We start from the raw sequence: 23,918 nt of genomic DNA on the forward strand, positions 1-23,918 counted from the left end.
GCGCGGTGCTTTTATCCCGGAAAAATCCGCTCCGCTCCGCCCCGCCGGGTGTTATAATGGCCCTATGACCCTGACTTTGATCAATAATCCAGCCTTTGAAACCCTCGAAAAAGCGGGGTTTACCCGGTTCCAGTTCCAGCGGCTGGACGCCCTGTTCCTGCGCGCGGCCCAGACCAAGGTGTTAAACGCCCGGTTTGTCGATTGTGATTTCGAGGAGGGGGTCATGACCTTCTCTTATGCAAAAACAAATGCGCATGCCCCGATGTTCACCTTCGTGATCCGCCAGGTTGGCCCGCGTCAGGTGATGTACGAACTGCATCAGGAGGGCAAGGGGCGGGCGTTCAAAAGCGGTCTGTTCGACCGGGTGTATGAAAAGCTGGAATCCGCCATCGACGCCATCCTGCCCCCGCCGCTTTAAACGCCGCCCTAAATCTCCAAAAAATCGCGGATTTTTGCGCCTCTCCTCTGGTTTTTTGGGGGGAAGGGGCTATACATTAACGGGACATTTTTTCAAAAACTTCAGGGGAGGCAAAACCCATGGCCAAGATCAAGGTTGATAATCCGGTTGTTGAAATCGACGGCGACGAAATGACACGCATCATCTGGCAGATGATCCGGGAAAAACTGATCTTGCCGTACCTTGATATCGACCTGAAATATTACGACCTGTCGATTCAGAACCGCGATGCCACCGATGACAAAGTGACGGTTGATGCCGCCGAAGCGATCAAGAAATATGGCGTTGGCGTCAAATGTGCCACGATCACGCCGGACGAGGCCCGCGTGCAGGAATTTTCCCTGAAGAAAATGTGGAAGTCGCCAAATGGCACCATCCGCAATATCCTGAACGGCACCGTGTTCCGCGAGCCGATCATTTGCAAAAACGTGCCGCGTTATGTGCCGGGTTGGACCAGCCCGATCGTGATCGGCCGTCACGCCTTTGGCGACCAATACAAAGCCACCGACTTCAAAGTGTCCGGCCCCGGCAAGCTGACCATGCGTTTTGAACCGGCCAATGGCGGCGCGGCACAGGAATTCGAAGTGTTCGATTTCCCGGCGGCTGGTGTGGCCATGGGCATGTATAACCTGGATGAATCGATCGAAGGGTTTGCGCGGTCCTGCTTCAACTATGCACTGGCCCGTGAATGGCCGTTGTACATGTCGACGAAGAACACGATTTTGAAAGCCTATGACGGCAAGTTCATCGAAGTTTTCCAACGTGTGTACGAACAGGAATTTAAATCGACGTTCGAATCCAAAAAAATCTGGTACGAACACCGTTTGATCGACGACATGGTGGCTTTTGCCGTGAAGTCGAACGGTAAATTTGTCTGGGCCTGCAAAAACTATGACGGTGATGTGCAGTCGGATGTTGTGGCACAGGGCTTTGGCTCGCTGGGCCTGATGACCTCCGTTCTGTTGACGCCGGATGGGCAGTGTGTTGAGGCTGAAGCCGCGCACGGCACCGTGACGCGCCATTACCGCGAACACCAGAAGGGCAAGGAAACATCGACCAACCCGATCGCATCCATCTTTGCATGGACGCAAGGTTTGAAATATCGCGGTCAGTTCGATGGTAACCATGCGCTGGTTGATTTTGCTGAAACGTTGGAACGCGTTTGCGTCGAAACGGTTGAAGCCGGTGCGATGACCAAGGATCTGGCGATCTTGGTTGGCCCGGACCAGAAATATCTGACCACCACCCAGTTTATGGATGCCGTGGTCGCCAATCTGGATTCCGCCATGCGGAAGGCCGCGTAAAAAAGCTGTAACGGGTTTAACAGGAAAGCAATGCGTATCATGACTCTCTCTCGCCTTCATTTGTCAGCCGCCTTGGTGCTGGGCCTTTTGCTCGGAACATCGTCCGTTCCGGCGCAGGCGGAGGAGATGAAGCTTGCGTTCCTGAAATTCCCGTTTGGGACCGAAAAGCAGGAGGAGAAGAAAGAAGACGCTCCTCCGGCTGAGGCTAAAAAAGAAGACAAGGGCGGCAAGGCCGAAAGCAAAAAAGCTGAGGCCAAGAAAGACGACGCTAAAAAAACAGCCAGTGTTCCGGATCCAGATAAGAAGCCGGCCAAACCCGCTCCGTTCACACCGTACGACAAAGACTGGGTCGGCACGATGAAAACGCACGTCGCCACCTATGACGACATGTTTGTCGAGCTGGCGCGGAAATATAATGTTGGCTATGTCGAACTGCGGTCCGCGAACCAGCATCTGGACCCGTGGATTCCGGGTGAGGGCAAAAAGGTCGTTATTCCAACCATGCATTTGCTGCCCCAGGCTGAACGCCGTGATGTGGTGATCAATCTGGCGGAAATGCGGATGTATATTTTCAAAACACCGGGCAAGGCCCCGTTGACCTATCCAATCGGGATCGGTCGCGAAGGGTTGCAAACGCCGGTGGGACAAACCACGATCGTGCGGAAAAAAGACGGCCCGCAATGGCGCCCGACCGCGCGGATGCGTGAAGAAAATCCGGCCCTGCCCGCCGTGGTCGAACCAGGGCCGGATAATCCGCTGGGCACACACGCCATGTATTTGGGATGGCCGGAATATTTGATCCACGGCACGGACAAACCGTACAGCATCGGCCGCCGTCTCAGCAGCGGGTGCATCCGTATGTATCCAGAGGATATTACCAAGGCCTTCGGCATGGTTCCCGTTGGTATGAGCGTCAATGTCGTGGACCAGTCGGTGAAGGCCGGATGGGTCGGCGATAAGTTCTTCGTCGAAGCCTCCCCCACAACCGCTCAGGTGGACCGCATGGAGATTGACGGCGGCTTGCCGGGCTATGTGTTCAGCAATGATGACATGGCCGTGATCATGAAAGTCGCCGGTGATTATGCGGATGATCTGGATTGGTCGGTGGTGCGTCGTGCCGTGCGTGAACGCCGCGGTTATCCGATCGAAGTGTTTCGCAAACCGGACCCGGTGAAGCAGGTTGCCGCCGAGGCTGGGGCTGTTCCCGCAGAGAAAGAGGCGCCGAAGGATGATGCTCCGAAGGAAGATGTAAAAAAATCCGATGACGAAAAGGCTGCAGCCGATCAGTCACAGGGCGAAGTAACGAAAGTTGCTGATGCGGAATCGCAGACGAACGATTGATACGGTTGTTACATCAAACGCATCAGTGTGACGATGCTGTACAGTAAGGGTAGGCTGAGGGGCAGGCTGGCCAGCACGGCGTAAAAACGCGGGCCGCTCATCAATGAAAACGCGCCAATCGCGGTGCCTGCAAGCCAGGCCCACATGGTGCCGCCCATATAGAATGTTTTAAATTGATCCATCTGCGCATCTGGCGGTAAAGCATCGTACAGTCCCAGCTGTAATCCCAGCGTCAAAACAAACGCGCCGCACGCGGAACCCAGTGCGACCATAACGATCCAGATGGTCAGTTTTTTTATCATGGCGCGTGTGTCCCCGTTTCCATTCCGTTCATCATAAATCAAACGCCCAAAAGAAAAAGACTGTCTGGCGAATAACCAGACAGTCTTTTGTATCCATTCAACCCCAGAGGGTCGAAGCAGGCAAATTATTTGCCTTGCTTGTGGTGGAATACCGGCTCGCCAGTGGAACCAACGGTACGCTCGTGAGCGTACGGAGCTTGGTCAACTTGTGCACTGTTCGTGCTGGAGCAAGCGGACAGACCAACGGCGGCAACAGCCATCGTGAGCAGGACGAATTTTTTCATTTTGTTCCTCATTATTTTCCAAAGATGGTTAGGTAGTCACGTAAGAATTACTACGTGTTTGTGCCCTCTGACCAGAGCAGAAGTCCGTATCTTTATACACGACTCACAGGAACTTGAATATGGTTTTTGCGAATTTTTGCTTTTTTTTCAAAACGTTTGCGGCATTTTCGTGGCGCGGGGCGCTTTATCGAAAATGAGCGGGCGTGCGGGTGTGCGCAGCGGGCATAAATTGCCCTTAGTTCCCGCCATTTCTGCGAACCTGTTCGAAGTAGGCATCGATGCCGCGGACGATGGCGGCGGCGATTCGGGCACGGTGGGCAGGTGTATTCAGTTTGTTGGCTTCCTGATTGTTCGACATGAACCCGGCCTCAATCAAAACGGATGGAACGTCCGGGGCTTTCAACACGGCGAACCCTGCATAACGATGCGGGTTGTCCAGCAGGCTCAGGCTGTGGCTTTGCATGACGTCCACAATCGTGTTGGCGAAAAATTTTGACTGGTTCATCGTATCGCGCATAGCCAGGTTGACCAGAATGCTGGCGACTTCCTCATCCTCAACGCTCAAATCCAATCCGGCGATCAGGTCGGATTGGTTTTCGCGTTCGGCTAATCGTGCGGACTCCGAGTCGGATGCCTTTTCCGACAGGGTATAGATGGATGCACCACTGACATGTTTGCGGTCGAGTGAATCGGCGTGCAGGGAAATAAACAAATCCGCGTTATGATGGCGCGCAATTTGAACGCGCTGGCCCAGGCGCAGATAAACATCCTTGTCCCGTGTCATCATAACGCGGTAACGGCCCGTATCCTCCAGGGCCTTTTTCAAATCACGGGCCATGGCCAGCGTGATATTTTTTTCCTTCAATCCGTTCGGCCCCAACGCACCGGGGTCGTTGCCACCATGTCCGGCATCCAGAACAATCAACGGACGTTCGCCTTTGGGGGCTGCGGTGTTGTTTTGGTTTTGTGGCGCGGAGGGTTTGCGTGTCGGGGTGATGGCCTGCACCGTCTGTGCGGCGGAGGCGCTGACCGTTTGTACGGGGGTTTGTAAATCGTTGTTCCCGGCCACCGCATCATTGATTTGCAGTGTGCCAAAGATCTGGTTTTGTCCGGCCGCATCCTTGGCGGCGGAGCTGTAATCAATCACCAGCCGGTCCCCGTTCTGGCCAGACCGGGGCAGCATCATCGTGCCGCGAATGGCGATGGCCTGATTCATATCAATAACGATGCGGGAGATGCCGGGTTGGGTTGGACCCTGACGAATGTCGGTGACAAGGGTGGATGTCGGGCGGGTGATCGTGCCGACGGTCCACCCGAAATGCGGCAGGTCAATCACCAGCCGGTCCGGCCCCTGCAGGGTGAAGGCCCGATATTGGGCTGGGGCGTTCAGGTCGATGACCAGACGGGTTTTGTCTTCGTGCGCCCCGAAACGGATTCCCGTGACGGTCAGCGGGGCTGTCCCAGCGCTTTTCTGGGCCAGAGCGGCTTGGGGGGCGATGGCGCACATCATCACCCCGGTCCACAGGGTGAGCATCAGGGCAATACGAACGATAGTTTTCATAAGCATGAGTGCGGCTGTGGTCATTGTGGGTTTCATACGCGTCGCAGGGTGGGTCAAATTGAATAAGCGTCTTTGGATCAGATGGATAGATACACTATAAGCGATCCATGTTCATATTATGGCACACGCCACGCCGGGAAACCAGTCTGTCCGCCCGATGGGCCGGGGGTTATAATGAGAGTTTGTGCGGGTATTTTGCCCCGGTGACGAACGCCGCAGGCCCCCAAAAACCGGGTTTTTTATAAAGGGATAGGGGCTGTACTTTGTTGTTGTACAGGGACCCCCACCTGGCGTATTGTGGACTTGTGCGACACGTTGCGGCTTTAGCATGTGCATGTGAGATGAAACAGGTTTCGCTAGCTGCAACGGTGAAGGAAGGTCTTGAACTTGCCTTTCTACCGGCGCTGGATAACGCGAAGATCTGCGTGTAACCGAGGGACCGATCCCCGTTTGAGTATGGATCCCACCCCTCCCGAATGGCGAGTCTATAAGCGCCATCCGACCGCGAAAAAACCAGCCCGATCAAGACCTGACGAATTTTTTAAGGCGCATTCCGCGCCGCATGACTGCATTTGTTGCATGGTGGTCATGGCGGGCGCGTGCGCTTGATCCATGAGGAGATAAACATGGCTAAACGTATGTTAATTGACGCAACCCACGCGGAAGAAACCCGGGTTGCGGTGGTCGATGGAAACCGTCTGGTTGAATTCGACTATGAAAGTAAAGTCCGCAAACAGCTTAAAGGCTCTATTTTTCTGGCCAAGGTGACACGGGTTGAACCCTCGCTGCAGGCCGCGTTCGTGAATTTTGGCGGCAACCGCCACGGCTTCCTGCCCTTCACGGAAATTCACCCCGACTATTACCGCATTCCAATCGCCGACCGCGAAGCCCTGCTGGCCGAACAACAGGCCGAGCTGGATGCACTGGCTGCCGAAGAAGAAGCGGAAGAAGCCGAAGCTCTGGCCCGTGCCGCCGCGCAACAGGCCCAGTCTGACGGTCAGCCCGCCATCGACATGAATAGCGATGAAGACGCTGAACAGGATCAAGCGGAGTCCGATGAAGAGGACGACGAGGATGAGGAAGACGACGAAGAGGAAGACGAAATCGTTGAGGAACTGGGTGGTGAAAACCGCGCAGTTGAAATGATCGACGAAGAATCTGAAGACGACGACGCAGATGATGAAAACAGCAACGAACCCGTATCGGTTCAGCTGATTCCCGTTCCAATCCCGGTCGATGGCGTGTTTGCCGATGAGCAGGATCAGGACGACGAAGCCGGCGATGTTGACGGCAATGATGGCGTGCGTGACGATGTCGAGGATGACGGCGAAATGGCCGCGTCCGAAGGCGAAGACCAGGCCGATGGAGAAGAAATCCCCGAAGGTGCCTCCGAAGAAGGGGGCGAGGGCGAAGGTAACAATGGCCGCCGTCGGGGCCGTGGCAATGATCGTGGCCGTGGCCGCGGTCGTGGTGGCCGTGATCGCGGTCGTGGCCGCGGGGGTCGCCATATGGCGGCCAGCAGCCGCCGCGTAGAAATGCTGGGCGGTGACGGCGTGGACGGTGATCGTCCGGTGCGCCCGTCCCTGCGCAAAAACTACAAGATTCAGGAAGTGATCAAACGCGGCCAGATCATGCTGATCCAGGTCAGCAAGGAAGAGCGCGGCAACAAAGGCGCGGCCGTGACGACCTATCTGTCTCTGCCGGGCCGTTACTGTGTTCTGATGCCGAACAGCCCGCGTGGCGGTGGCGTCAGCCGCAAGATTGCAAACTTCGAAGAACGTCGCCGGATGAAAGAAATCCTCGCCGAGCTGAACGTGCCGGAAGGCATGTCCGTGATTATGCGGACCGCCGGTATGTCTCGCACGAAACAGGAAATCAAACGCGATCTCGATTATCTGCTGCGTCTGTGGAACGATATTCGTGACCTGACCCTGCAATCATCGGCCCCGGCCCAGATCCACGAAGAAGGCAACCTGGTTCGCCGCGCCGTGCGTGACCTGTACAGCCGCGACATCGAAGAAATTCATGTTGCTGGTGAAGACGGTTACAAAATCGCCCGCGACTTCATGAAAGTCATGATGCCGTCCCACGCCAAACGCGTGGTGCATTATCAGGATGAACAAATCCCGCTGTTCCATCGTTATCAGGTCGAAAGCCAGATCCGCGATATGGGCAGCTCGACCGCGCAATTGAAATCCGGTGGTTATCTGGTCATCAACCCGACCGAAGCGTTGGTGTCTGTCGACGTCAACTCCGGTCGTGCGACCAAGGAGCGCCATATCGAAGAAACGGCATTGAAAACCAACCTGGAGGCCGCGGATGAAGTGGCCCGCCAATTGCGCCTGCGCGATCTGGGTGGTCTGGTTGTCATCGACTTTATCGATATGGAAGACCGCCGCAACAATGCAAAGGTCGAACGCCGTTTGAAAGAGGCGCTGTCTACCGACCGCGCCCGCATTCAGATGGGCCGTATTTCCAGCTTTGGTTTGCTGGAAATGTCACGCCAGCGTCTGAACCCCAGCCTGACCGAAGCGCAGTTTGAGAAATGCCATGAATGCGGTGGTGCCGGACACGTCCGGACCGAAGATTCCGCCTCTATTCTGGCCCTGCGTGCGTTGGAAGAAGAGGGCATTCGTGGCCGCGCCGCGACGGTGCACCTGACCGTTCCGCCGCGTGTTGCGTTGTACATCCTGAACCACAAACGCGCGATGATGGAAGATATTGAGCGTCGTTATGGTTTCACCATTCTGATCCGTGTCGATGAATCGCTGACCGCGTCCGATTTCAAGATTGAATCGATCAAGGCCCAGCCGCGTGATGACGATGAAGAAGGCCCGGCCCCGCGCCGCCGCCCGGAACAACGCGCGCCGATAGCCCGAAGCGTTGTTGAAGATGATCAGGACGAAAGCGGCGAAGACGAAGATCAATCGTCCGACACTGATGCAGAGTCCGATGGTGAAGCTGGTGAAGTCGATGCTGGTGCGCCGCGTGAAGAGGGTGAAGACGGTCAACGCCGTAATCGCCGCCGCCGTGGCCGCCGTGGTGGCCGCAACCGCAACCGTCGTGACCGTGATCCGAACGGGGGCGAGGATCGCCCGACCGATGAAGATGGTGAGATTGATGGCAACCGTGCCGAAGCCGATTTCGCCAGCGACGATGATGCTCAGCCGCGTGAAAATCATTCGCGTGAGCATGCGCCCCGTGAAGGTGCCCGTGAAGGTGGTCGCGAAGGTCAGCGAGGTCGTAACCGCAATCGCGGTGGTCGTAACCGCGGCGGTCGTGACAATCGCGGCAACCGTGATGATCAGCCCATGAACCAACAGGGGCAGGAACGCAACGACAATGTTGATCACGGCTATGCCGTGAACATTGGTGACGTTCCGGCTCCTGTGTCTACGCCTGCACCTGCGCGCGAACGTACACCGGCATTTGAAATGGCTCAGGCTCCCGCCCAAGAGCGGACGCAGGAGTCGACGCCGCCGGTCGCGCGTGAGTATGAGCGTGTGAACGAAGAGCCCTCGGAAAAGAAAAAAGGCTGGTGGAATCGTTTGATGGAGTAATCCATCCGGCGATCCTAACGTCATTAAAAGCCCGCCGGATTGGCGGGCTTTTTTTGTCCGTTGTGAAATAGATAGCATTTTAGGCAAAATTCACGGCCACTTTACCATAATACGCTAAAGTAAGAGAATGGAGTGCGGCGATTGCCGGATAGGACCTTCGCCCTTGGTCATGGGGGAGCGAAGGAGAGGCCGGGACGAGCGGCTCCACACGAATTTCTAGGCGAGTTTCTGGGTGCCTTTGCGTACCTGTACAAGTTTGTTTGTCCGTGAGCCAACGGTTGCCGCAGCCCCGCAGTCAGCGGTATGCCGTTTCTCCTCTGGCGTTGACCGGAGAAACAAAGTCCCCCCTCTAGGCCGCCGGGTTCATCCCGGCGGTTTTTTTATGGGGTTGGGGGGGAAGAAAATGGGTGAGGCCGGGTGCGGGGCTGCCGGGATGGGTCTTTGTTTGGATCTGCTGCGCAGATCGGGCCGGCGGTTTTTTGCACCCAGATGGTGGAGGTTTTTTTGTGCCGGGATTCCTGCTATTCTCGGCGCAGTTTTTCATTTGAGAAAAGGCCCTATCATGCGCATCGTTTCCGCTCTTCTGCTTTCCGCTGTTGTGTTGTCTGGCGTTCTGGCCGTTCCCTCTGTGGTATCAGCGCAGGAATTGAACAAGCCGGAAGCCGCGAAAAAATTTATGGAAGCGGAAAACCTGCATTTGAAAAAACTCAATGCCCGCACTGATGAATTAACCAGGACGCTGGGCGAAGCGGAGTTGAAGAACCTGTTCTATATCCGTGAAACCTTTGGCACGGTGCGTGCTGTGACCGTGGTGCAGCGTGATGTGGGCGCAGCGGTCAAAAGCTGTGGCAAGGCCAACCCTGATATGAAAGAGGCGATGGATGCCCGGTTCAAGGAATGGTCCGATTCCGTTGGCCCGGTGGTCAAAGATCGCGAAGCCATGATGGATAAAGCGATTACCGCCCAAACCTATATGAAGCCGAAGGAGATCCGCGATTATCTGAAGCTGATCCAGCAAACGGCCGAGTTTGCGGATAAGAGCATCGAGAAAAATTACGCCACCGCCAAGGAGGATTGCGAGTCCCTGCTGAAATCCATGGACCGCACGCAGGAGGTGGTGACAGAATTGCTGGCCGATCTGAAGATCCCGGCCTATGACCCGAAGGACGATACGTTTGAGGGCGTGCCCGAGGCCTATAAAAAGGCCGAGTGAGTCCGCGGACCCTCTCCAAAGGGTGTAAGGCACGGGAAACAAAGAGCAATCATGCTTTTGTGAAATTTGCTTTCGCGGGCCCGCCTGTGTCAAAATGGGTCCAAGAGATATGCGGGCGGGGTGCGGTATCCTGTTAACGTATTGAATTTCATCTCTTTTTCCGCATAAGGAAGAGGGGCTGAGGGCTGTGGCAAACACGATAGACGTCAAAAATGGGCCGAATTCCCCGGTGGATGAAGAATCCGCCCGCGATGGTGCGCCTGCATTGACCCTTGATGTTCCCGAGCCGGAACGCGCGGCCCAGGCCGCCGGCCCCGCCGCAGATGACCCATCCCCGGCCCAGGATGCCCCCGAAACGCCGGATCAAACCGATGCGGATGACCCCGCCATTGCACCGGACCCGGCGGCGCTTGACCCGCTGGCGATGAAGCTTGCACCGAAAAATGCGTCGACGCCGACCGATGAAAGCTGGAAAGCTGCGATGGATAATGCGGCGGAACGGATGGATGGTGCGGCGCTGGCGGATGCGGCGACGAAGGGCTCTGTCCTGAACGTGACGTTGAGTGATGAAGCCTTTGGTCTGGAGACCGCCGTGGATCAGGCGCCAGAGGAGGAGGTCGAGCTCTCGGCCTTCGATCGCGATGAAATCACCGACCCGACCGCCGATGGCATTGACCCGTTGATGCTCCTGATCGGTGGGGGCGAACGCCCATGGGAAAATGAAAGCCTGTCCTTCCTCGAACGGATGAGTTTGTACGGTTATAACCGGAATTTAGAGGCTGTTGACGCCGCACAGACCGGCCAGGTCGTCAGTGGTGCACGCATCGGGGCGGCAACCGTTGTTGCGGGGGCGGCCGTGGCGGGTATTGCGCTGGCTGTTGGGGCGAACCCGGCGTCCGCCGGGCCGCAAAATCGGGCCACGGATGCGCAAAACACACAAAATTCAGGTCCAAAACAAAACGATCCGCAACGATCCGAAACATCGGCTTTGGCCGCGCAAAAAAGTGCCAGTGACGCAAAAATGCAGGCCGAGGCACGTCAGATTGAAACAAAACTTTCGCGCGAAGCGCTCTACCGCCAGAATGTTGATGACGTCGCCGTGCGCCGGCTGCGCGAGGCCAGCGTCGCATCCGCCCTGACCCAGAAGCAGGGGCACGATATCGCAGATGAGATGATGCAGGGCGCATCGGGCGGGGATGCGCTGACATGGGAGGGGACAGGCGGCGGCAACCTGTTCGACCAGACCATGGGATATCTGTACAGCCAGTTGGGGGCAGACCCGGCCAATGACCCGTCCGCCGGCTGGCGCGTGTCGATGTGGGATGAAAAACGGGTGGAATTTACCGAAACCGCCCATTCCGCCACGGCCCCGGCGCAAACCGTGGAGATTCCGGTTTACGAGGGCCCGGCCATGCGTCCACCTGAGCCTGAGCAAAATTTCCAAATGTCTTTTGCGCCCGGTATGGGCATGTGATAGGATAAGGCGTTTCCAGAATGCGGGATTTTGAACGATGAGCGACCAGTTTCCGATTGTTCCAGATGACGACAAAAAACCATCAACGGCTTTGGTGGCGTTCAACCGCGCTGTCGCGGTTCAGGACGAGCCGGACGAAAAACCGGGCCACACTATTGAGGGTGAATTCCGCCGCATTGGTGTCGATGCCCGCCCGAAGTTAAACGGTCCCACGATTGAAGAAGAATTTGCTGAGGATGAACAGCGCCTGTTGCGCCATGAACGTGCGGGCCTGCTGCGCGCCGCGCACAAGAAAGCGGGCGAAACGGAACCGAAAAATTCCGACACCGTGTTTTCGCCGAAAAATCCGTTGATGCAGGGCCCGGACCAGCCACTGGCTTTGCCGGGGCCAAAGGCCGATGCTGCTGCCGTTGCGACGGCGGAAGGTTATCCGCGCAAGATCCGCTGTGCCGACGGGCGCTATGTTTATGATTATGGCCACGAACTGCGCACGCGCGAAGGCAAATTGTCGCAGGCCCAGGCCGCGAAAGTGGCCGAGCTGTCCTGTGAAAAGGGCTGGACGAAATTGTACGTCTATCGCGGGAATGGCCGCACCGTGAATCCGGACGCCGCAAATATCATCAACATGGTGTCGCGTGGCGCGGGCATCAATTTCAACTTCGTTATAGACCAGAAGAAAGTGGGCAGTGTTCGTTCGCATAAAAGCGAAGCGCTGCAAGCCATAGAAATGGCGGCGCGTTTGCATGAGGCCATTAAAGCGCAGCAGCAAAAGCCAAGCTGATTTACCCAATATTATAAAATTGAAATTCTATTGGCATCCCCGTGAAAACGGGGATCCATTGTTTTTGGCGTGTGCCATAGAGTGGATTCCCACTTTCTCACACTCAAGCTGTCACCCCGGAAAGAGCGCTTGAGCTCTTGTCCGGGATGACGAAAGAGTGTTTTGGGATTAGCCGCGAATGAGCCGATGCTGGGCATTCAGTAAGAGGCCGAGCAGAATAAACGCCCCGGCCTGGTGCGCTGTGGCGATGTGGATGTCCACTTGGGTCAGCAGGGTGGCGATCCCCAACCCGACCTGAATCAGGATCATGGCGCCCAAGGCCGCAACATCCCCGGTGATTGCGCCATCTTTGGTCCGCAGCCAGATATAAAATCCAGTGATGCACATTGTCGCGATGGCCAGCCAGCGGTGGGTGAACTGGACAGCCGCCGGGTTTTGCATGATGTCACCAATGAGCGTCGCATGTGTGCGAAAATCCGGCGGGATCAATCCGGTGCCCATATGCGGGAATTGGTTATAAATCATCCCGGCATCCAGTCCTGCGACAAATGCTCCCCAGATGATGGTGACCGATGTCATGGCCAATGCGATCCACCCGCTGATGATGGTGGATTTTGGTGTGGTTGTTGTGCGGGTCGTGCCGCGCCACAAGCCAATCGCCAGCCACAACATCAGGGCGAAGACCAGGGCCGCCATAAACAGGTGCAGGGACAGGCGGAAATGCGACACGGACGGACGATCCACCAGGCCGCTTTGCACCATGAACCAGCCGATAAAACCCTGCGCGCCACCAAGGGCGAGCAGGCCCAGAAATTTCAATCCATACCCCGGCGGGATTTGCTTGCGGATCGCGAACCAGACCAGCGGCACAGCGAAAACAATTCCAATCGCGCGGCCCCACAGACGATGCAGCCATTCCCAGAAATAGATTTTTTTGAAGTCTGATAATTCCATCCAGAAATGTTTGGCATCGTATTCCGGCGTCTGTTTGTACAAATCAAACTCTGCCTGCCAGGCGTCTTCGTTCAGCGGGGGCAATGTGCCCGTAATGGGTTTCCATTCTGTGATCGACAGGCCGGATTCAGTCAACCGCGTCACCGCGCCAATCATCGCCATGCTCAACACCATGAAACAGCAAATGAACAGCCACACGGCAATTTTGCGGTGGGGGGCAAATGATGTGGTTTGATGATCGGTGGACATGGTTTTACTCCTTCACTCACCGGGTTTAGCCCTGTGGGTGCGGAATGTCCAGTTTGATGGAGGAGTTTACCGTTTCGGGCCCAAAGCCTGTTTGGTTTCAAAGGGTTTGGATCCAACCCAGATCGTGCCCGGGCCCTCGGCCTTGGCGACGAACGCGCCTTCGCCGCCCGTAACCATGGTCAGTAAACCGCCCGACAGGGCCATGCCCAGCTTGACGGAGTCGCTGGCCGCGACCAGGCAGCGGGCATCGGTTTTGTACACTTCGCCCGCGTCCAGCTGGATGCATTGGACGTTGCCCGGCGCGTTCAGGAAGGTCCAGGCCTCGCCCTTGATTTCCTGCATCACAACGCTGTTGCTCAACATACCGAACAGCGAGAGTTTCATTTTCGATCCCAGTTGCGCGCCCTGTTCCGCAGCCAGAAAACTGCCGCGCTGGGCGACGATGCGCTTGCCGTGTTCGGCAATATCAATCGCAACGATTTCACCCGGCAGGGCGGCGGCTAAGCTCAACTTGCCCACCTTGTCCGATGCCATATTGACGTATTGGTTGATAAAGAAATTCTCGCCACCCATTTTGCGCATGACGGACCGGAACAGGCTGCTCAGGAAACCGGAATTGGACCCGTCACCCAGTGTGGATTTCATTTTTACGCTGTCGGATTGTCCCATCAATGTGCCCGCTTCGCCAACGAACGCCTGCCCCGGCTGCATGTGCAATTCCAGATAAGGTGTGTGCGCGCCGTTAATGCGGAATTCGAACCCGTGCGTCTGGGCCGTGCCGTTAAAGGCGGTGGAGGCTTTCGGGGTGTCGATGGTCGTCATGGCATTATCCTTACGCGCTTGATCCGGTTGGCATCTTTGGGTCAAAAAACTTTAAATTCGGCGGGGCCTGTGCTACCGCAAGATGGTTATAGCATGACCGCCCCCCTGTGCCAAGAAAATTATGGTAAATAAGCGGGTCAAATCAGGCGGTCCAGAATGGTGAAAACATGGAAAATCAATCGGTTAGAACGGATGTGGTGATCATTGGCGCGGGCCCCGTGGGGCTGTTCGCCGTGTTTGAGCTGGGCTTGCTGGATATGAAGGCCCATCTGGTCGATATTCTGGACAAGCCGGGCGGTCAGTGCGCCGAGCTGTATCCCGAAAAGCCGATTTACGACATTCCCGCCTGGCCGGTGATTACGGGTCAGGATCTGACCGATCGGCTGATGGAGCAGATCGCGCCGTTCAAACCGACCTTCCATCTGGGTCAGATGGCGGAGGCGTTGGAGCGGACGGATGACGGGTTCTGGCGTCTGACCACCGATATTGGCACCGTGATCGAAGCGAAGGTGGTTGTGATTGCCGCTGGCGGCGGATCGTTCGTGCCGAAGAAGCCGTCCATTCCGGGGCTGGAGGCGTTCGAGGGCACGTCGGTGTTCTACGCCGTGCGCGAAATGGAAAAATTCCGCGGCAAGAAAATTGTCATTGCCGGGGGCGGGGATTCCGCACTGGATTGGACGATCAATCTGCAACCCTTGGCCAAATCGATGCATTTGGTCCACCGCCGTGACGATTTCCGCGCGGCCCCGGACAGCGTCAACAAAATGCGGGCTCTGGTGGCCGATAATAAGATGGCGTTGGATATTGCCGCTATTACCGGGTTAGAGGGCGAAAACGGCATCCTGCGCGCCGTGCATATGAATTCGGCGGAGCGGGGCGATTACGTGGTTGAGGCGGATACGTTGCTTGCCTTCTATGGCCTGACCATGAAACTGGGGCCGATTGCCGATTTCGGGTTGCACCTGCATGAAAATCTGGTGCCGGTGGATACGGAAAAATTCGAAACATCGACCCCCGGGATTTTTGCCATCGGCGATATCAATTATTACCCCGGCAAGCTGAAACTGATCCTGTCCGGGTTCCATGAGGGGGCGCTGATGGCGCAGGCCGCGTTCCGTTATGTCTTCCCCGACAAAAAACTGCGGTTTCAGTACACCACATCATCGTCCGCCCTGCAGGACAAATTGGGCGTGCGCGAGTCCAAGGATGCGGCGTAGAGCCACCTTTTAACCCCGCCCATGCTGGTGTAGAGTAAGGCCCATGAAACAGACGGCTCCGGCCCTGCCTACATTCGATATCGTTGATGCCGCCAGCTTTGGTTACCAGCTGGCGTGGGCGGAGCGTCAATATCTGGTCCGTCTGGCCACCGTTCCGATTCTGGTCAGCATCGTCTGTCAATTGATCGTCACAATGCTGGGGTGGGAATCCAATTACCTGCGCCAGGCCATGGTGATGTTACCGGCCTATTTCGCCGAAGGGTGGATGGTGTGCCATATGGTGCGGCTGGTGTTTTTGGGGCAACGCTGGCCGTTCATGCCCAGTGGCGATCCGGTGCGCGATGAAACGGCGCTGGATGACCGGGCCTATGGCATCTTTGCCGGGACGCTGGTGTACGTGCTGATCAAGATGATCGCTTCGGCCCTGCTGGCGTTTTCATCGATGTTTCAGATGTCTGATGACATGGAGACATTGGTGCAATCGGGCGGCAACCCGCCTGCGGCGCTGCTGATCATGCAGGTTGTGATTGTCGTTGTCGGCGTGTGGGCGTTCCGGTTCTTGTGGGTGCACATTGGTGTTGCGGCGGGATATCGCATTCGCACGTATCTGCGTGCGGTGAACGGACTTGGCGTATCGGTGCAGATGCTGGGTGTTTCCCTGCTATGCTTTTTCCCGCTTTTTGTTCTTCTGTTATTTGTGACCATGGGGCTGGTGTCCAGCTATCACCAACAGAATGTGCCCGTTCCATTGTCCACGAAATTTATCGTGATTACCCTGCAGGTGTGCGGTGGCGCCGCCATTACACTGATCAACACAGCCGCCATTGCGCAAGGCTTTGGCAAGCTGGTTGATATTTACCTGCGCAAAAATCCCTCAGCATGACCAGCCGCCAAATCCAATCGCGCGTGCCGGGTTTTGGGCCGCGGCCGCAGTGATTCCGGTTGCGCGGTTATGCGCGGCCTGGGCTGTGATAATGCGTTCGGCCAGCGCGCGATTTGCACCCTGCTGGTTAAAATAATCTTTCAAATCATTCACGATCGCGGGTGTGGTGCCCAGCACGGTGCAGGCGGCGGTGATGTCGTCGCTTGCGGCAACGATTCGGGCGCGGGTCATCAGGCCGCTCAATATCGCCGCAGCCATCTGGGCCTGGGCCAGGTGTAATGTCTGATCCGGTGTGCGGGGCAGGATGGTTTGATGAAACTGATCCCGCAAGGTGGCCTGCATGGTTGTGGTGTGTGTGGGGGTCATGATTTTTGTCCTTGTCCTTAACGTGTGGTGTGTCTGTGTGGTTTGGAAAACCAGAAGGCCGGGACAGGGTGTGCAAAACGCATAAAAAAAGCCCGGACCCTTCGCGGGTTCCAGACCATTTCCATGTTTCGATTTATACCAAAAGAAATGCGCCGGGGCCCGCTATGACAGGGGCCACCACCAATTCATCGGCATTGTTGCGTTCATCGAAATCATGCATCACCCATACCGCAGGTGCCGTTCATTCGTCAAGAAAAGTTGAAATCATCGCCGCCCCGGTATAGATAGATGGGCATGAACACATACAAAATTCATGTCACGAACCCGGACGGCACCCGCACCAGCCTTGACGCGCTGGAGGGGTGGCAGGTCATGGAAATCCTGCGCGATTACGGTTTGCCGGTGAAGGCGGAGTGTGGCGGGGCGTGCTGCTGTGCCACCTGTCACGTGTATGTGGATGCCGATTGGCTGGATAAATTGCCGCCGATCGGGGACGAGGAAGAGTGCATGCTGGACAGTGCCCTGGCCCCAAAAGCCAATTCCCGCCTGTCCTGTCAGATCGTTATGACCCCGGAATTGGACGGGTTGAGCCTGACCATTGCCCCCAACGGGGTCTAGGGTTGTCTATTTTCTTTACATAACACAATCTTTGGGGTAGGTTGGCACCAGCGTTTTCTGGGTTCCATCCGTTTTTGAACGGGTGGTGTGTGATCGTTTGGACCCATCATGGTGATGGGCCGGGTGAGCGTGATGCCAAGACCTGACGATTTTATCGCCCTGTCTGTGGGGTCGGATTGTGACATTGACCTGTATAGCCGTCACGACCACGGCGATGCCGGGGACACGTGGTCGCGCACGCGCATCAGCATGGTCACGAAAAAAGTGCGGGTTCAAACCGGCCCGGTCGATTCATTTTCAAACCCCAGACGCCGTCTTCAATTCGCGATCGTCATTCCGGTGTCTGCCATGGCGGCGGGTCGCCTGCGCGATTTTTGTGACATGGCGTTTACGTGCGAACCCGATGGCAACACGGGGGAAACATCCCCCGATGTGATCTGCACCAGCCGGGAAATCCCGTATTATTTCACGCAGGATATGGCGCCGTTGGAGCCGTTTGAAAAAGACCGCGATGCCAAGGGGCTGGCACGGTTGTTCGGTGGGCCGGAAACGCGATATTTCCAACATGCGATTTCCGCTATTCATGGGCGTGCGGGTCGATTGGCGTCTGTGCAGGCCAATATCCGCAATATTTGGGCGCGGGCCAGTGCGCCATTCCGCACACGGGCGGATACATCAACAACGACGGATGATATTCTGCGCGCACGGTATAATTGCTGGACCGCGGCACAAGGCCTGTCGGAATATGTGGCGCGCGTGGATCTGGCTGACATTGATCCCGATTTATCGCGTTATCACCGCGCCTGGCAGGTGACCGCATGGTTCGGCGCGCAAATGCGCACGGGCGTGTTGTGCAAGGATCGCCAGGTGCAAGAGAATATTGAGAAGGTTGGTGCTGTGCGCCACCCGGTGCGCACGATGATTCCACCGCCCTATAATTCCGATGCGGTGTATGTGTTGGATAATGATGGCGCGCACGCGCCAGTGTTGCTGGTGCCGGAATTGGATTCCTTCACGACATTGGTGCGATCCAATTTCCGCGATTGGGATGCCGAAGGGCGCAGCATCAATTTGTGGCGCGACCTGTATGATGAAAACACGAAATTGTTTGGTGATGAGGCCATGGGGCATCCGTTGAAAGATGTAGCCGCACGGCCCGATCTGGATGGGCCGCATGCCTTGGTCGTGTCACGCCGTCGCAATCGTGACCCGCGATTTAATCTGTGATCCGTTGATTTTAATGCAGCTGAAATTCCGCGCGGATAAACCGGGATTCGCCGGGCGTGATCAGCTTGTGGCTGGCGACGTAAACGGAATGCAGTTTGCCGTCCAGATTATGGCTCCAGAAATCCAGGAATTTGTTCAGCACCGGGTATTTCGGGGCCAGGTCGTATTCCTGCCAGATATAGGATTGGAGCAAATCCGGATAATCCGGCAAATGGTACAGAATCTCCGCCGTGGTCAGGCGGTAGTCTTTCATGAATTGGGCGCGCAGATCGGCCATGGTCTAACCTCCTGATGTTCCATTCTGAATCGGGGGTTGGTTGCCGGGATTCCTTCCCGTTTTACCAGAATGCCATGAGGGCCCTTTCAAAATTCTTAATTATCCCAGTCTTTCCTATGGTTTCTGGGGGTTTCACCTGTGTGTGGATCGCACGGAGAGGCTTGAAATCCGGAGGCGATTGCCTTAAATCAAGGCCTAGCACTCCCCGGGTCAGAGTGCCAAATGGGCTCGGACGGGGAATGTTGTTGTAAATCAAAAGCTTAAAATTGGAGGAGTCGAATGAAGTTTCGTCCTTTGCATGATCGTGTTCTTCTGCGTCGCGTTGAACAGGATGAGAAAACCAAGGGTGGTATTATCATCCCGGATACCGCGAAAGAAAAACCGATGGAAGGTGAAATTGTCGCTGTGGGCTCCGGCCTGCGTGATGAAACCGGCAAGGTTGTGCCGCTGGATGTGAAGGCTGGCGACCGCGTCCTGTTTTCCAAATGGTCCGGAACGGAAGTGACGATTGATGGCGAAGACCTTCTGGTAATGAAGGAAGCCGACATCATGGGTGTTCTGGCTGCGTAATGCGGTTCCGTACCACCCCCCGTACGATCATTTAACAACGCAATTTTTAAGGAGAAGACAGCTATGGCTGCAAAAGATGTAAAGTTCCGCGGCGAAGCCCGCGACAAGATGCTGCGCGGCGTGAACATTCTCGCTGACGCTGTAAAGGTAACGCTGGGCCCGAAAGGTCGCCTGGTCGTGCTGGAAAAATCCTTTGGCGCACCGCAAGTGACCAAGGACGGTGTAACCGTTGCCAAAAGCATCGAACTGAAAGACCGCCACGAAAACATTGGTGCGCAATTGGTTCGTGAAGTGGCCAGCAAGCAGAACGACGTTGCCGGTGATGGCACCACCACCGCGACCGTTCTGGCGCAATCCATCATCCGCGAGGGCGTGAAAGCCGTTGCGGCGGGCATGAACCCGATGGACCTGAAACGCGGTATCGACAAGGCTGTTCTGGCCGTTGTTGAAGACCTGAAATCCCGTGCGAAGCCGGTAAAGGACAACAGCGACATTGAAAAAGTCGGTCTGATCTCTTCCAACGGTGATAAAGAAATCGCCGAATACATTGCCAAGGCCATGGACAAAGTCGGTAACGAAGGCGTGATTACGGTTGAAGAAGCCAAATCGCTGGAAACCGAACTGGACATCGTCGAAGGCATGCAATTCGACCGTGGTTACCTGTCCCCGTACTTCATCACCAACGCTGACAAGATGGTGTGCGAGCTGGAAAACCCGTACATCCTGCTGCACGAAAAGAAACTGTCCAACCTGCAATCCATGCTGCCGATCCTGGAAGCTGTGGTGCAGTCGGGCCGTCCGCTGCTGATCGTGGCGGAAGATGTTGAAGGCGAGGCTCTGGCAACGCTGGTTGTGAACAAACTGCGTGGCGGTCTGAAAATCGCTGCTGTGAAGGCTCCGGGCTTCGGTGATCGTCGTAAGGCGATGCTGGAAGACATGGCCGTTCTGACCAAAGGCGAAGTGATTTCCGAAGATTTGGGGATCAAGCTGGAAACCGTAACCTTGCCGATGCTGGGTCAAGCGAAGAAAGTCCGTATCACGAAAGACGATACGACGATCATCGACGGTGCAGGCGAGAAAGCCGACATCGACGCACGTTGTGCACAACTGCGCGCCCAGATTGGCGAAACCACATCTGACTACGACCGCGAAAAACTGCAGGAACGTCTGGCCAAACTGGCTGGCGGTATTGCTGTGATCCGCGTTGGTGGTGCATCCGAAGTTGAGGTGAAGGAGCGTAAGGATCGCGTTGATGACGCAATGCACGCCACCCGCGCCGCAGTTGAAGAAGGCATCATCGCCGGTGGCGGTGCAGCCCTGCTGTACGCAACCAAGGCGCTGGCCAACCTGAAGGGTGACAACCGCGATCAGGATGTCGGCATCGACATCGTTCGTCGCGCGATCCAGTCCCCGGTTCGTCAGATCGTTGAAAACGCTGGCGTTGAAGGTTCGGTCGTTGTTGGTCATATGCTGGAAAAAGGCGATGCCAACTGGGGTTACAACGCCCAGACCAACGAGTATGTCGATCTGATCTCGGCTGGCATCATCGACCCGGCGAAAGTCGTTCGTGCGGCTCTGCAGGATGCGGCCTCGGTTGCTGGTCTGCTGATCACCACCGAAGCGATGGTCACCGACGCACCGGAAGACAAAAAAGCCCACGACCATGGCGCCGATATGGGCGGCATGGGCGGTATGGGTGGCATGGGCTTCTAATAGCTCATGGGTGGCATGGGCTTCTAAGCTCTGCCGTTTAACCCGATTTATTGAAAAGGGCCGGATTGTTCCGGCCCTTTTCTTATGCGCCCTTTTGACGCATATTAGTGGGCATGACACAGACACCACCGAAGCCGAAAAAACCATCCAAGCCGTCCAAATCCACGCCGCCTGCGGCGTATCTGGTGCTGGTTTTTGGGGTTGCGGTGTTTATTGGCGTGGCTGTTTTGGTTGCGCAGCGTTTCATCACTGTGCCCACATCCAGTCAGACGGCCGAGCAGGCCGCGACAATCACAGCCCCCGTGGGGCCGCTGGAAGTGGTCACGCCGAAAAAACCGGAAATGCCAAATTTGCCGGAGCGTGATATCGCCGATAAAGACGTGCAGGGCAATTGGATCGCCAAGTTCCTCGACTACACCGCGTTGTTCCAGGTGCGCAACGGCGCATTCCAAATTCTGGTCAGCCGTGATGATCCGTCATCGCCGGTTTATTATTCGCGCGGGACATATACGCTAAACAAGACGACCATGACGTTGGTGCCGAATGCGGCTTTAGGGGCGCCCGAGGCCAACACGCAAACGCAATACCTGCCGCTGGCTGGTCGTGCGTTCGATGTCATCATGATGCTGGACAAGGATATGATGGTCTGGCGTCCCGGCAAGACGGACCCGAATTACCCGAACCGGAATGCCACGCATCCACTTATTCAGTACAGCAGCCAGGAATTTTTGGTGTTTGATCGTGACGATGCCGCACCGTCGGCCTCTCCGGAAATATCCCCGGCGCCGGTGACGCCGTAATCATGCCCGAATTACCCGAAGTTGAAACGGTTTGTCGCGGTCTGGCCAAGCCTTTTACCGGGCAGATTATTGCCTCCGCACACGTGCGCCGCCCGGATTTGCGCCGTCCATTTCCGCGTGGCCTGGTGAAAAATATTACCGGTCGTAAAATTGCGTCGGTGACGCGGCGGGCGAAATACGCGCTGCTGAATATGGATGATGGATCCGTGCTGGTTCTGCATCTGGGCATGTCGGGGCGCGTAAAAATTCTGCCTCCGGCACAGGCCCGCGTGTATAAACCCGAAACACACGACCATTTTTTATTTACCTCGGCGCGGGGGCACATGATGGTGCTGAACGATGCGCGCCGTTTCGGGCAGGTGATGTGGTTCAAATCCGAGGATGTGATGGCGAAAGATCCGTCCTTTGCCACGTTGGGGCCAGAGCCCTTGTCGAATGAATTCAGTGGTCCGGCCCTGCTGGCGGCGCTGGCGGGAAAGAAAACCGCAATTAAGGTCGCGTTACTGGATCAGCGTGTTGTTGCGGGGATCGGTAATATTTATGCCAGCGAGGCGCTCTACATCGCGGGGATCAAACCGACCCGTGCAGCGGGATCAATCCGCGCTGATGAGGCGGAGGCGCTGGTCGCCGCCATCCGCCAGATTTTGACCAAAGCGATCGAATCGGGGGGATCGTCCCTGCGGGATCATCGTCAGACGAATGGCGAAATGGGCTATTTTCAATTTGAATTTGCCGTCTATGATCGCGAAGGGGATGGTTGCGCCCGCTGCGGGAAACCCATTCAGCGTTTGGTCCAGGGTGGCCGGTCGACCTTTTATTGTCCCGCCTGTCAGAAGTGAGCCAGAGATGAGAGAGCATATGATCCGGTTTTTGACGATTATCGTGGTTGCGGTGATGATGCTGAGCGCATCAGCGCAGGCGGCGGAACAACGTTTTTTTAGCAATATCAGTGACTTGCCGTTGATGTCCGGCCTGTATGAACTGCCTGATGCGGCGGTTGTCTTTGACAAGGAAGAGGGGCGCATCGTCGAAAGTGCCGCCGCGGGTGAAGGGGTTCATCACACGCAAGTTATTGATTTTTATACAAAAACTCTGCCGCAATTGGGGTGGGTCGTGGTGTCGTCGGCCCCAGCGGCTGGGGTGGGTCTGTATCAGCGCAATGGCGAGATGCTCAGCCTGACGGCCAGACCTGAGGGAAATCAAGGGGATGGGGTGGTTATACTCCAGGTGTCGTTGGCTCCGCTGACCCGATAGGGCTGAAAAAGAGCCCTGTGCGCGGGAAAAGATGGCACCGGGGTGTAAAAACATCTAAAAAACCAAAGAAATCTGCGGCTTTCACCTGTGTATGAATCTCTTGACAAGGGTGGGGCCCGAAGCGTAAAACACACCGTTCCCGACCGGGCCCCTTTGAGGGTATTGGTGCGCGATTGTGACGCAGCACGGTGGGACGGCAAACAAGCCACAAAGAATTGAAACAATTGTAAGGATAAAGCGAGCAAACAATGGCCAACCATAAATCGGCAAAAACACGTATCCGTCGTAACGCACGCGCAGCCGCCATCAACGGCAGCCGCGTTGGCCGTATTCGTACCTTTGTGAAAAAGGTTGAACTGGCTCTGTCCGCGAACGATGCATCCGCCGCTGAAGCCGCTCTGAAAATGGCGCAGCCGGAACTGGACCGTGGCGTTGCCAAAGGCGTGATGAACAAAAATGCCGTTGCGCGCAAAATGTCCCGCCTGACCGCACGCATCAAGGCAATGAAAGCCGCGTAATATAAACGCGATTTCGAATTGAGTTTTTAAAAGCGCCGCAAATACTGCGGCGCTTTTTCTTTCTGCAGTCTGGGTCGATTCGCATCAGCGATTCTGATTCATCGCGCGGAGTCAGAAAGTGGTTGCCGCGTATCGATGCAAGCAAAAAATTTTTTATTTTTTTAGTGAATAAA

23 protein-coding genes are annotated in these 23,918 nt (G+C 56.2%); 17 read left to right on the forward strand and 6 right to left on the reverse strand.

The window, feature by feature from the left end:
* The first annotated feature begins 64 nt into the window (after window positions 1-64).
* The 3 genes from MICA_RS01610 (at window position 65) to MICA_RS01620 (ending at window position 3,102) form a co-directional block, all read left to right on the forward strand.
* On the forward strand, window positions 65-418 hold the full coding sequence (locus MICA_RS01610) for a hypothetical protein (RefSeq protein ID WP_148260399.1): 354 nt from the start codon (window positions 65-67) through the stop codon (window positions 416-418).
* Between the two features lie 119 nt (window positions 419-537).
* Window positions 538-1,761, forward strand: coding sequence for an NADP-dependent isocitrate dehydrogenase (locus MICA_RS01615; protein WP_014101919.1), 1,224 nt, complete (start codon window positions 538-540; stop codon window positions 1,759-1,761).
* A 39-nt stretch (window positions 1,762-1,800) separates the two neighbouring features.
* Window positions 1,801-3,102, forward strand: coding sequence for a L,D-transpeptidase family protein (locus MICA_RS01620; protein ID WP_236619938.1), 1,302 nt, complete (start codon window positions 1,801-1,803; stop codon window positions 3,100-3,102).
* 8 nt (window positions 3,103-3,110) lie between these two features.
* On the opposite strand, the gene MICA_RS01625 is transcribed toward MICA_RS01620, so the two are convergent.
* Both MICA_RS01625 and MICA_RS01630 read right to left on the reverse strand, forming a co-directional pair.
* Complete coding sequence (locus MICA_RS01625; protein ID WP_014101921.1) at window positions 3,111-3,404, reverse strand: hypothetical protein; 294 nt, start codon at window positions 3,402-3,404, stop codon at window positions 3,111-3,113.
* Window positions 3,405-3,923: 519 nt separating this feature from the next.
* The gene (locus MICA_RS01630; protein ID WP_236619939.1) at window positions 3,924-5,255 is read right to left on the reverse strand and encodes an N-acetylmuramoyl-L-alanine amidase; all 1,332 of its coding nucleotides are present in this window, start codon (window positions 5,253-5,255) and stop codon (window positions 3,924-3,926) included.
* A 620-nt stretch (window positions 5,256-5,875) separates the two neighbouring features.
* Between MICA_RS01630 and MICA_RS01635 the strand changes: the two genes are divergently transcribed.
* From MICA_RS01635 to MICA_RS01650, 4 genes are all read left to right on the forward strand, one after another.
* A complete protein-coding gene (locus MICA_RS01635) occupies window positions 5,876-8,809 on the forward strand; it encodes an Rne/Rng family ribonuclease (protein WP_014101924.1) in 2,934 nt (977 codons plus the stop codon).
* A 562-nt stretch (window positions 8,810-9,371) separates the two neighbouring features.
* A complete protein-coding gene (locus MICA_RS01640; protein ID WP_014101925.1) occupies window positions 9,372-10,022 on the forward strand; it encodes a hypothetical protein in 651 nt (216 codons plus the stop codon).
* A gap of 187 nt (window positions 10,023-10,209) precedes the next feature.
* The gene (locus MICA_RS01645) at window positions 10,210-11,496 is read left to right on the forward strand and encodes a hypothetical protein (RefSeq protein ID WP_014101926.1); all 1,287 of its coding nucleotides are present in this window, start codon (window positions 10,210-10,212) and stop codon (window positions 11,494-11,496) included.
* 37 nt (window positions 11,497-11,533) lie between these two features.
* A complete protein-coding gene (locus MICA_RS01650; RefSeq protein WP_014101927.1) occupies window positions 11,534-12,277 on the forward strand; it encodes a hypothetical protein in 744 nt (247 codons plus the stop codon).
* Between the two features lie 168 nt (window positions 12,278-12,445).
* Here MICA_RS01650 and MICA_RS01655 read toward each other — a convergent pair whose 3' ends face one another.
* Entirely contained in the window at window positions 12,446-13,480 is a 1,035-nt protein-coding gene (locus tag MICA_RS01655) for a COX15/CtaA family protein (protein WP_014101928.1), read from the reverse strand.
* A gap of 66 nt (window positions 13,481-13,546) precedes the next feature.
* Complete coding sequence (locus tag MICA_RS01660; RefSeq protein WP_014101929.1) at window positions 13,547-14,302, reverse strand: AIM24 family protein; 756 nt, start codon at window positions 14,300-14,302, stop codon at window positions 13,547-13,549.
* A 167-nt stretch (window positions 14,303-14,469) separates the two neighbouring features.
* Here MICA_RS01660 and MICA_RS01665 point away from each other — a divergent pair, with 167 nt between their 5' ends.
* Window positions 14,470-15,519 (forward strand): NAD(P)/FAD-dependent oxidoreductase, encoded by a 1,050-nt coding sequence (locus MICA_RS01665; protein ID WP_014101930.1) that lies wholly within the window; start codon window positions 14,470-14,472, stop codon window positions 15,517-15,519.
* A 43-nt stretch (window positions 15,520-15,562) separates the two neighbouring features.
* Entirely contained in the window at window positions 15,563-16,402 is an 840-nt protein-coding gene (locus MICA_RS01670; protein WP_014101931.1) for a hypothetical protein, read from the forward strand.
* Here the strand turns inward: MICA_RS01670 and MICA_RS01675 are convergent.
* Complete coding sequence (locus tag MICA_RS01675) at window positions 16,394-16,768, reverse strand: hypothetical protein (RefSeq protein ID WP_014101932.1); 375 nt, start codon at window positions 16,766-16,768, stop codon at window positions 16,394-16,396. The genes MICA_RS01670 and MICA_RS01675 overlap by 9 nt on opposite strands.
* Window positions 16,769-17,056: 288 nt before the next feature.
* Between MICA_RS01675 and MICA_RS01680 the strand changes: the two genes are divergently transcribed.
* Both MICA_RS01680 and MICA_RS01685 read left to right on the forward strand, forming a co-directional pair.
* Window positions 17,057-17,386, forward strand: a complete 330-nt coding sequence (locus MICA_RS01680; RefSeq protein WP_014101934.1) for a 2Fe-2S iron-sulfur cluster-binding protein — start codon at window positions 17,057-17,059, stop codon at window positions 17,384-17,386.
* 132 nt (window positions 17,387-17,518) lie between these two features.
* Entirely contained in the window at window positions 17,519-18,613 is a 1,095-nt protein-coding gene (locus tag MICA_RS01685; protein ID WP_236619940.1) for a hypothetical protein, read from the forward strand.
* Between the two features lie 10 nt (window positions 18,614-18,623).
* Here MICA_RS01685 and MICA_RS01690 read toward each other — a convergent pair whose 3' ends face one another.
* Window positions 18,624-18,890 (reverse strand): usg protein, encoded by a 267-nt coding sequence (locus MICA_RS01690; RefSeq protein ID WP_014101936.1) that lies wholly within the window; start codon window positions 18,888-18,890, stop codon window positions 18,624-18,626.
* A gap of 279 nt (window positions 18,891-19,169) precedes the next feature.
* Here MICA_RS01690 and MICA_RS01695 point away from each other — a divergent pair, with 279 nt between their 5' ends.
* From MICA_RS01695 to rpsT, 6 genes are all read left to right on the forward strand, one after another.
* Window positions 19,170-19,460, forward strand: coding sequence for a co-chaperone GroES (locus MICA_RS01695; RefSeq protein WP_014101937.1), 291 nt, complete (start codon window positions 19,170-19,172; stop codon window positions 19,458-19,460).
* A gap of 63 nt (window positions 19,461-19,523) precedes the next feature.
* Window positions 19,524-21,173, forward strand: coding sequence for a chaperonin GroEL (groL, locus tag MICA_RS01700; protein ID WP_014101938.1), 1,650 nt, complete (start codon window positions 19,524-19,526; stop codon window positions 21,171-21,173).
* A 113-nt stretch (window positions 21,174-21,286) separates the two neighbouring features.
* A complete protein-coding gene (locus MICA_RS01705) occupies window positions 21,287-21,973 on the forward strand; it encodes a hypothetical protein (protein ID WP_014101939.1) in 687 nt (228 codons plus the stop codon).
* A gap of 2 nt (window positions 21,974-21,975) precedes the next feature.
* Window positions 21,976-22,812, forward strand: a complete 837-nt coding sequence (gene mutM, locus MICA_RS01710) for a bifunctional DNA-formamidopyrimidine glycosylase/DNA-(apurinic or apyrimidinic site) lyase (RefSeq protein WP_014101940.1) — start codon at window positions 21,976-21,978, stop codon at window positions 22,810-22,812.
* A gap of 19 nt (window positions 22,813-22,831) precedes the next feature.
* Entirely contained in the window at window positions 22,832-23,227 is a 396-nt protein-coding gene (locus tag MICA_RS01715; protein WP_014101941.1) for a hypothetical protein, read from the forward strand.
* Window positions 23,228-23,475: 248 nt separating this feature from the next.
* Window positions 23,476-23,745, forward strand: a complete 270-nt coding sequence (gene rpsT, locus MICA_RS01720) for a 30S ribosomal protein S20 (RefSeq protein WP_014101942.1) — start codon at window positions 23,476-23,478, stop codon at window positions 23,743-23,745.
* Window positions 23,746-23,918 lie beyond the last annotated feature (173 nt).

It is taken from the genome of Micavibrio aeruginosavorus ARL-13 (assembly GCF_000226315.1).
Taxonomy (GTDB): Bacteria; Pseudomonadota; Alphaproteobacteria; order Micavibrionales; family Micavibrionaceae; genus Micavibrio; species Micavibrio aeruginosavorus_B.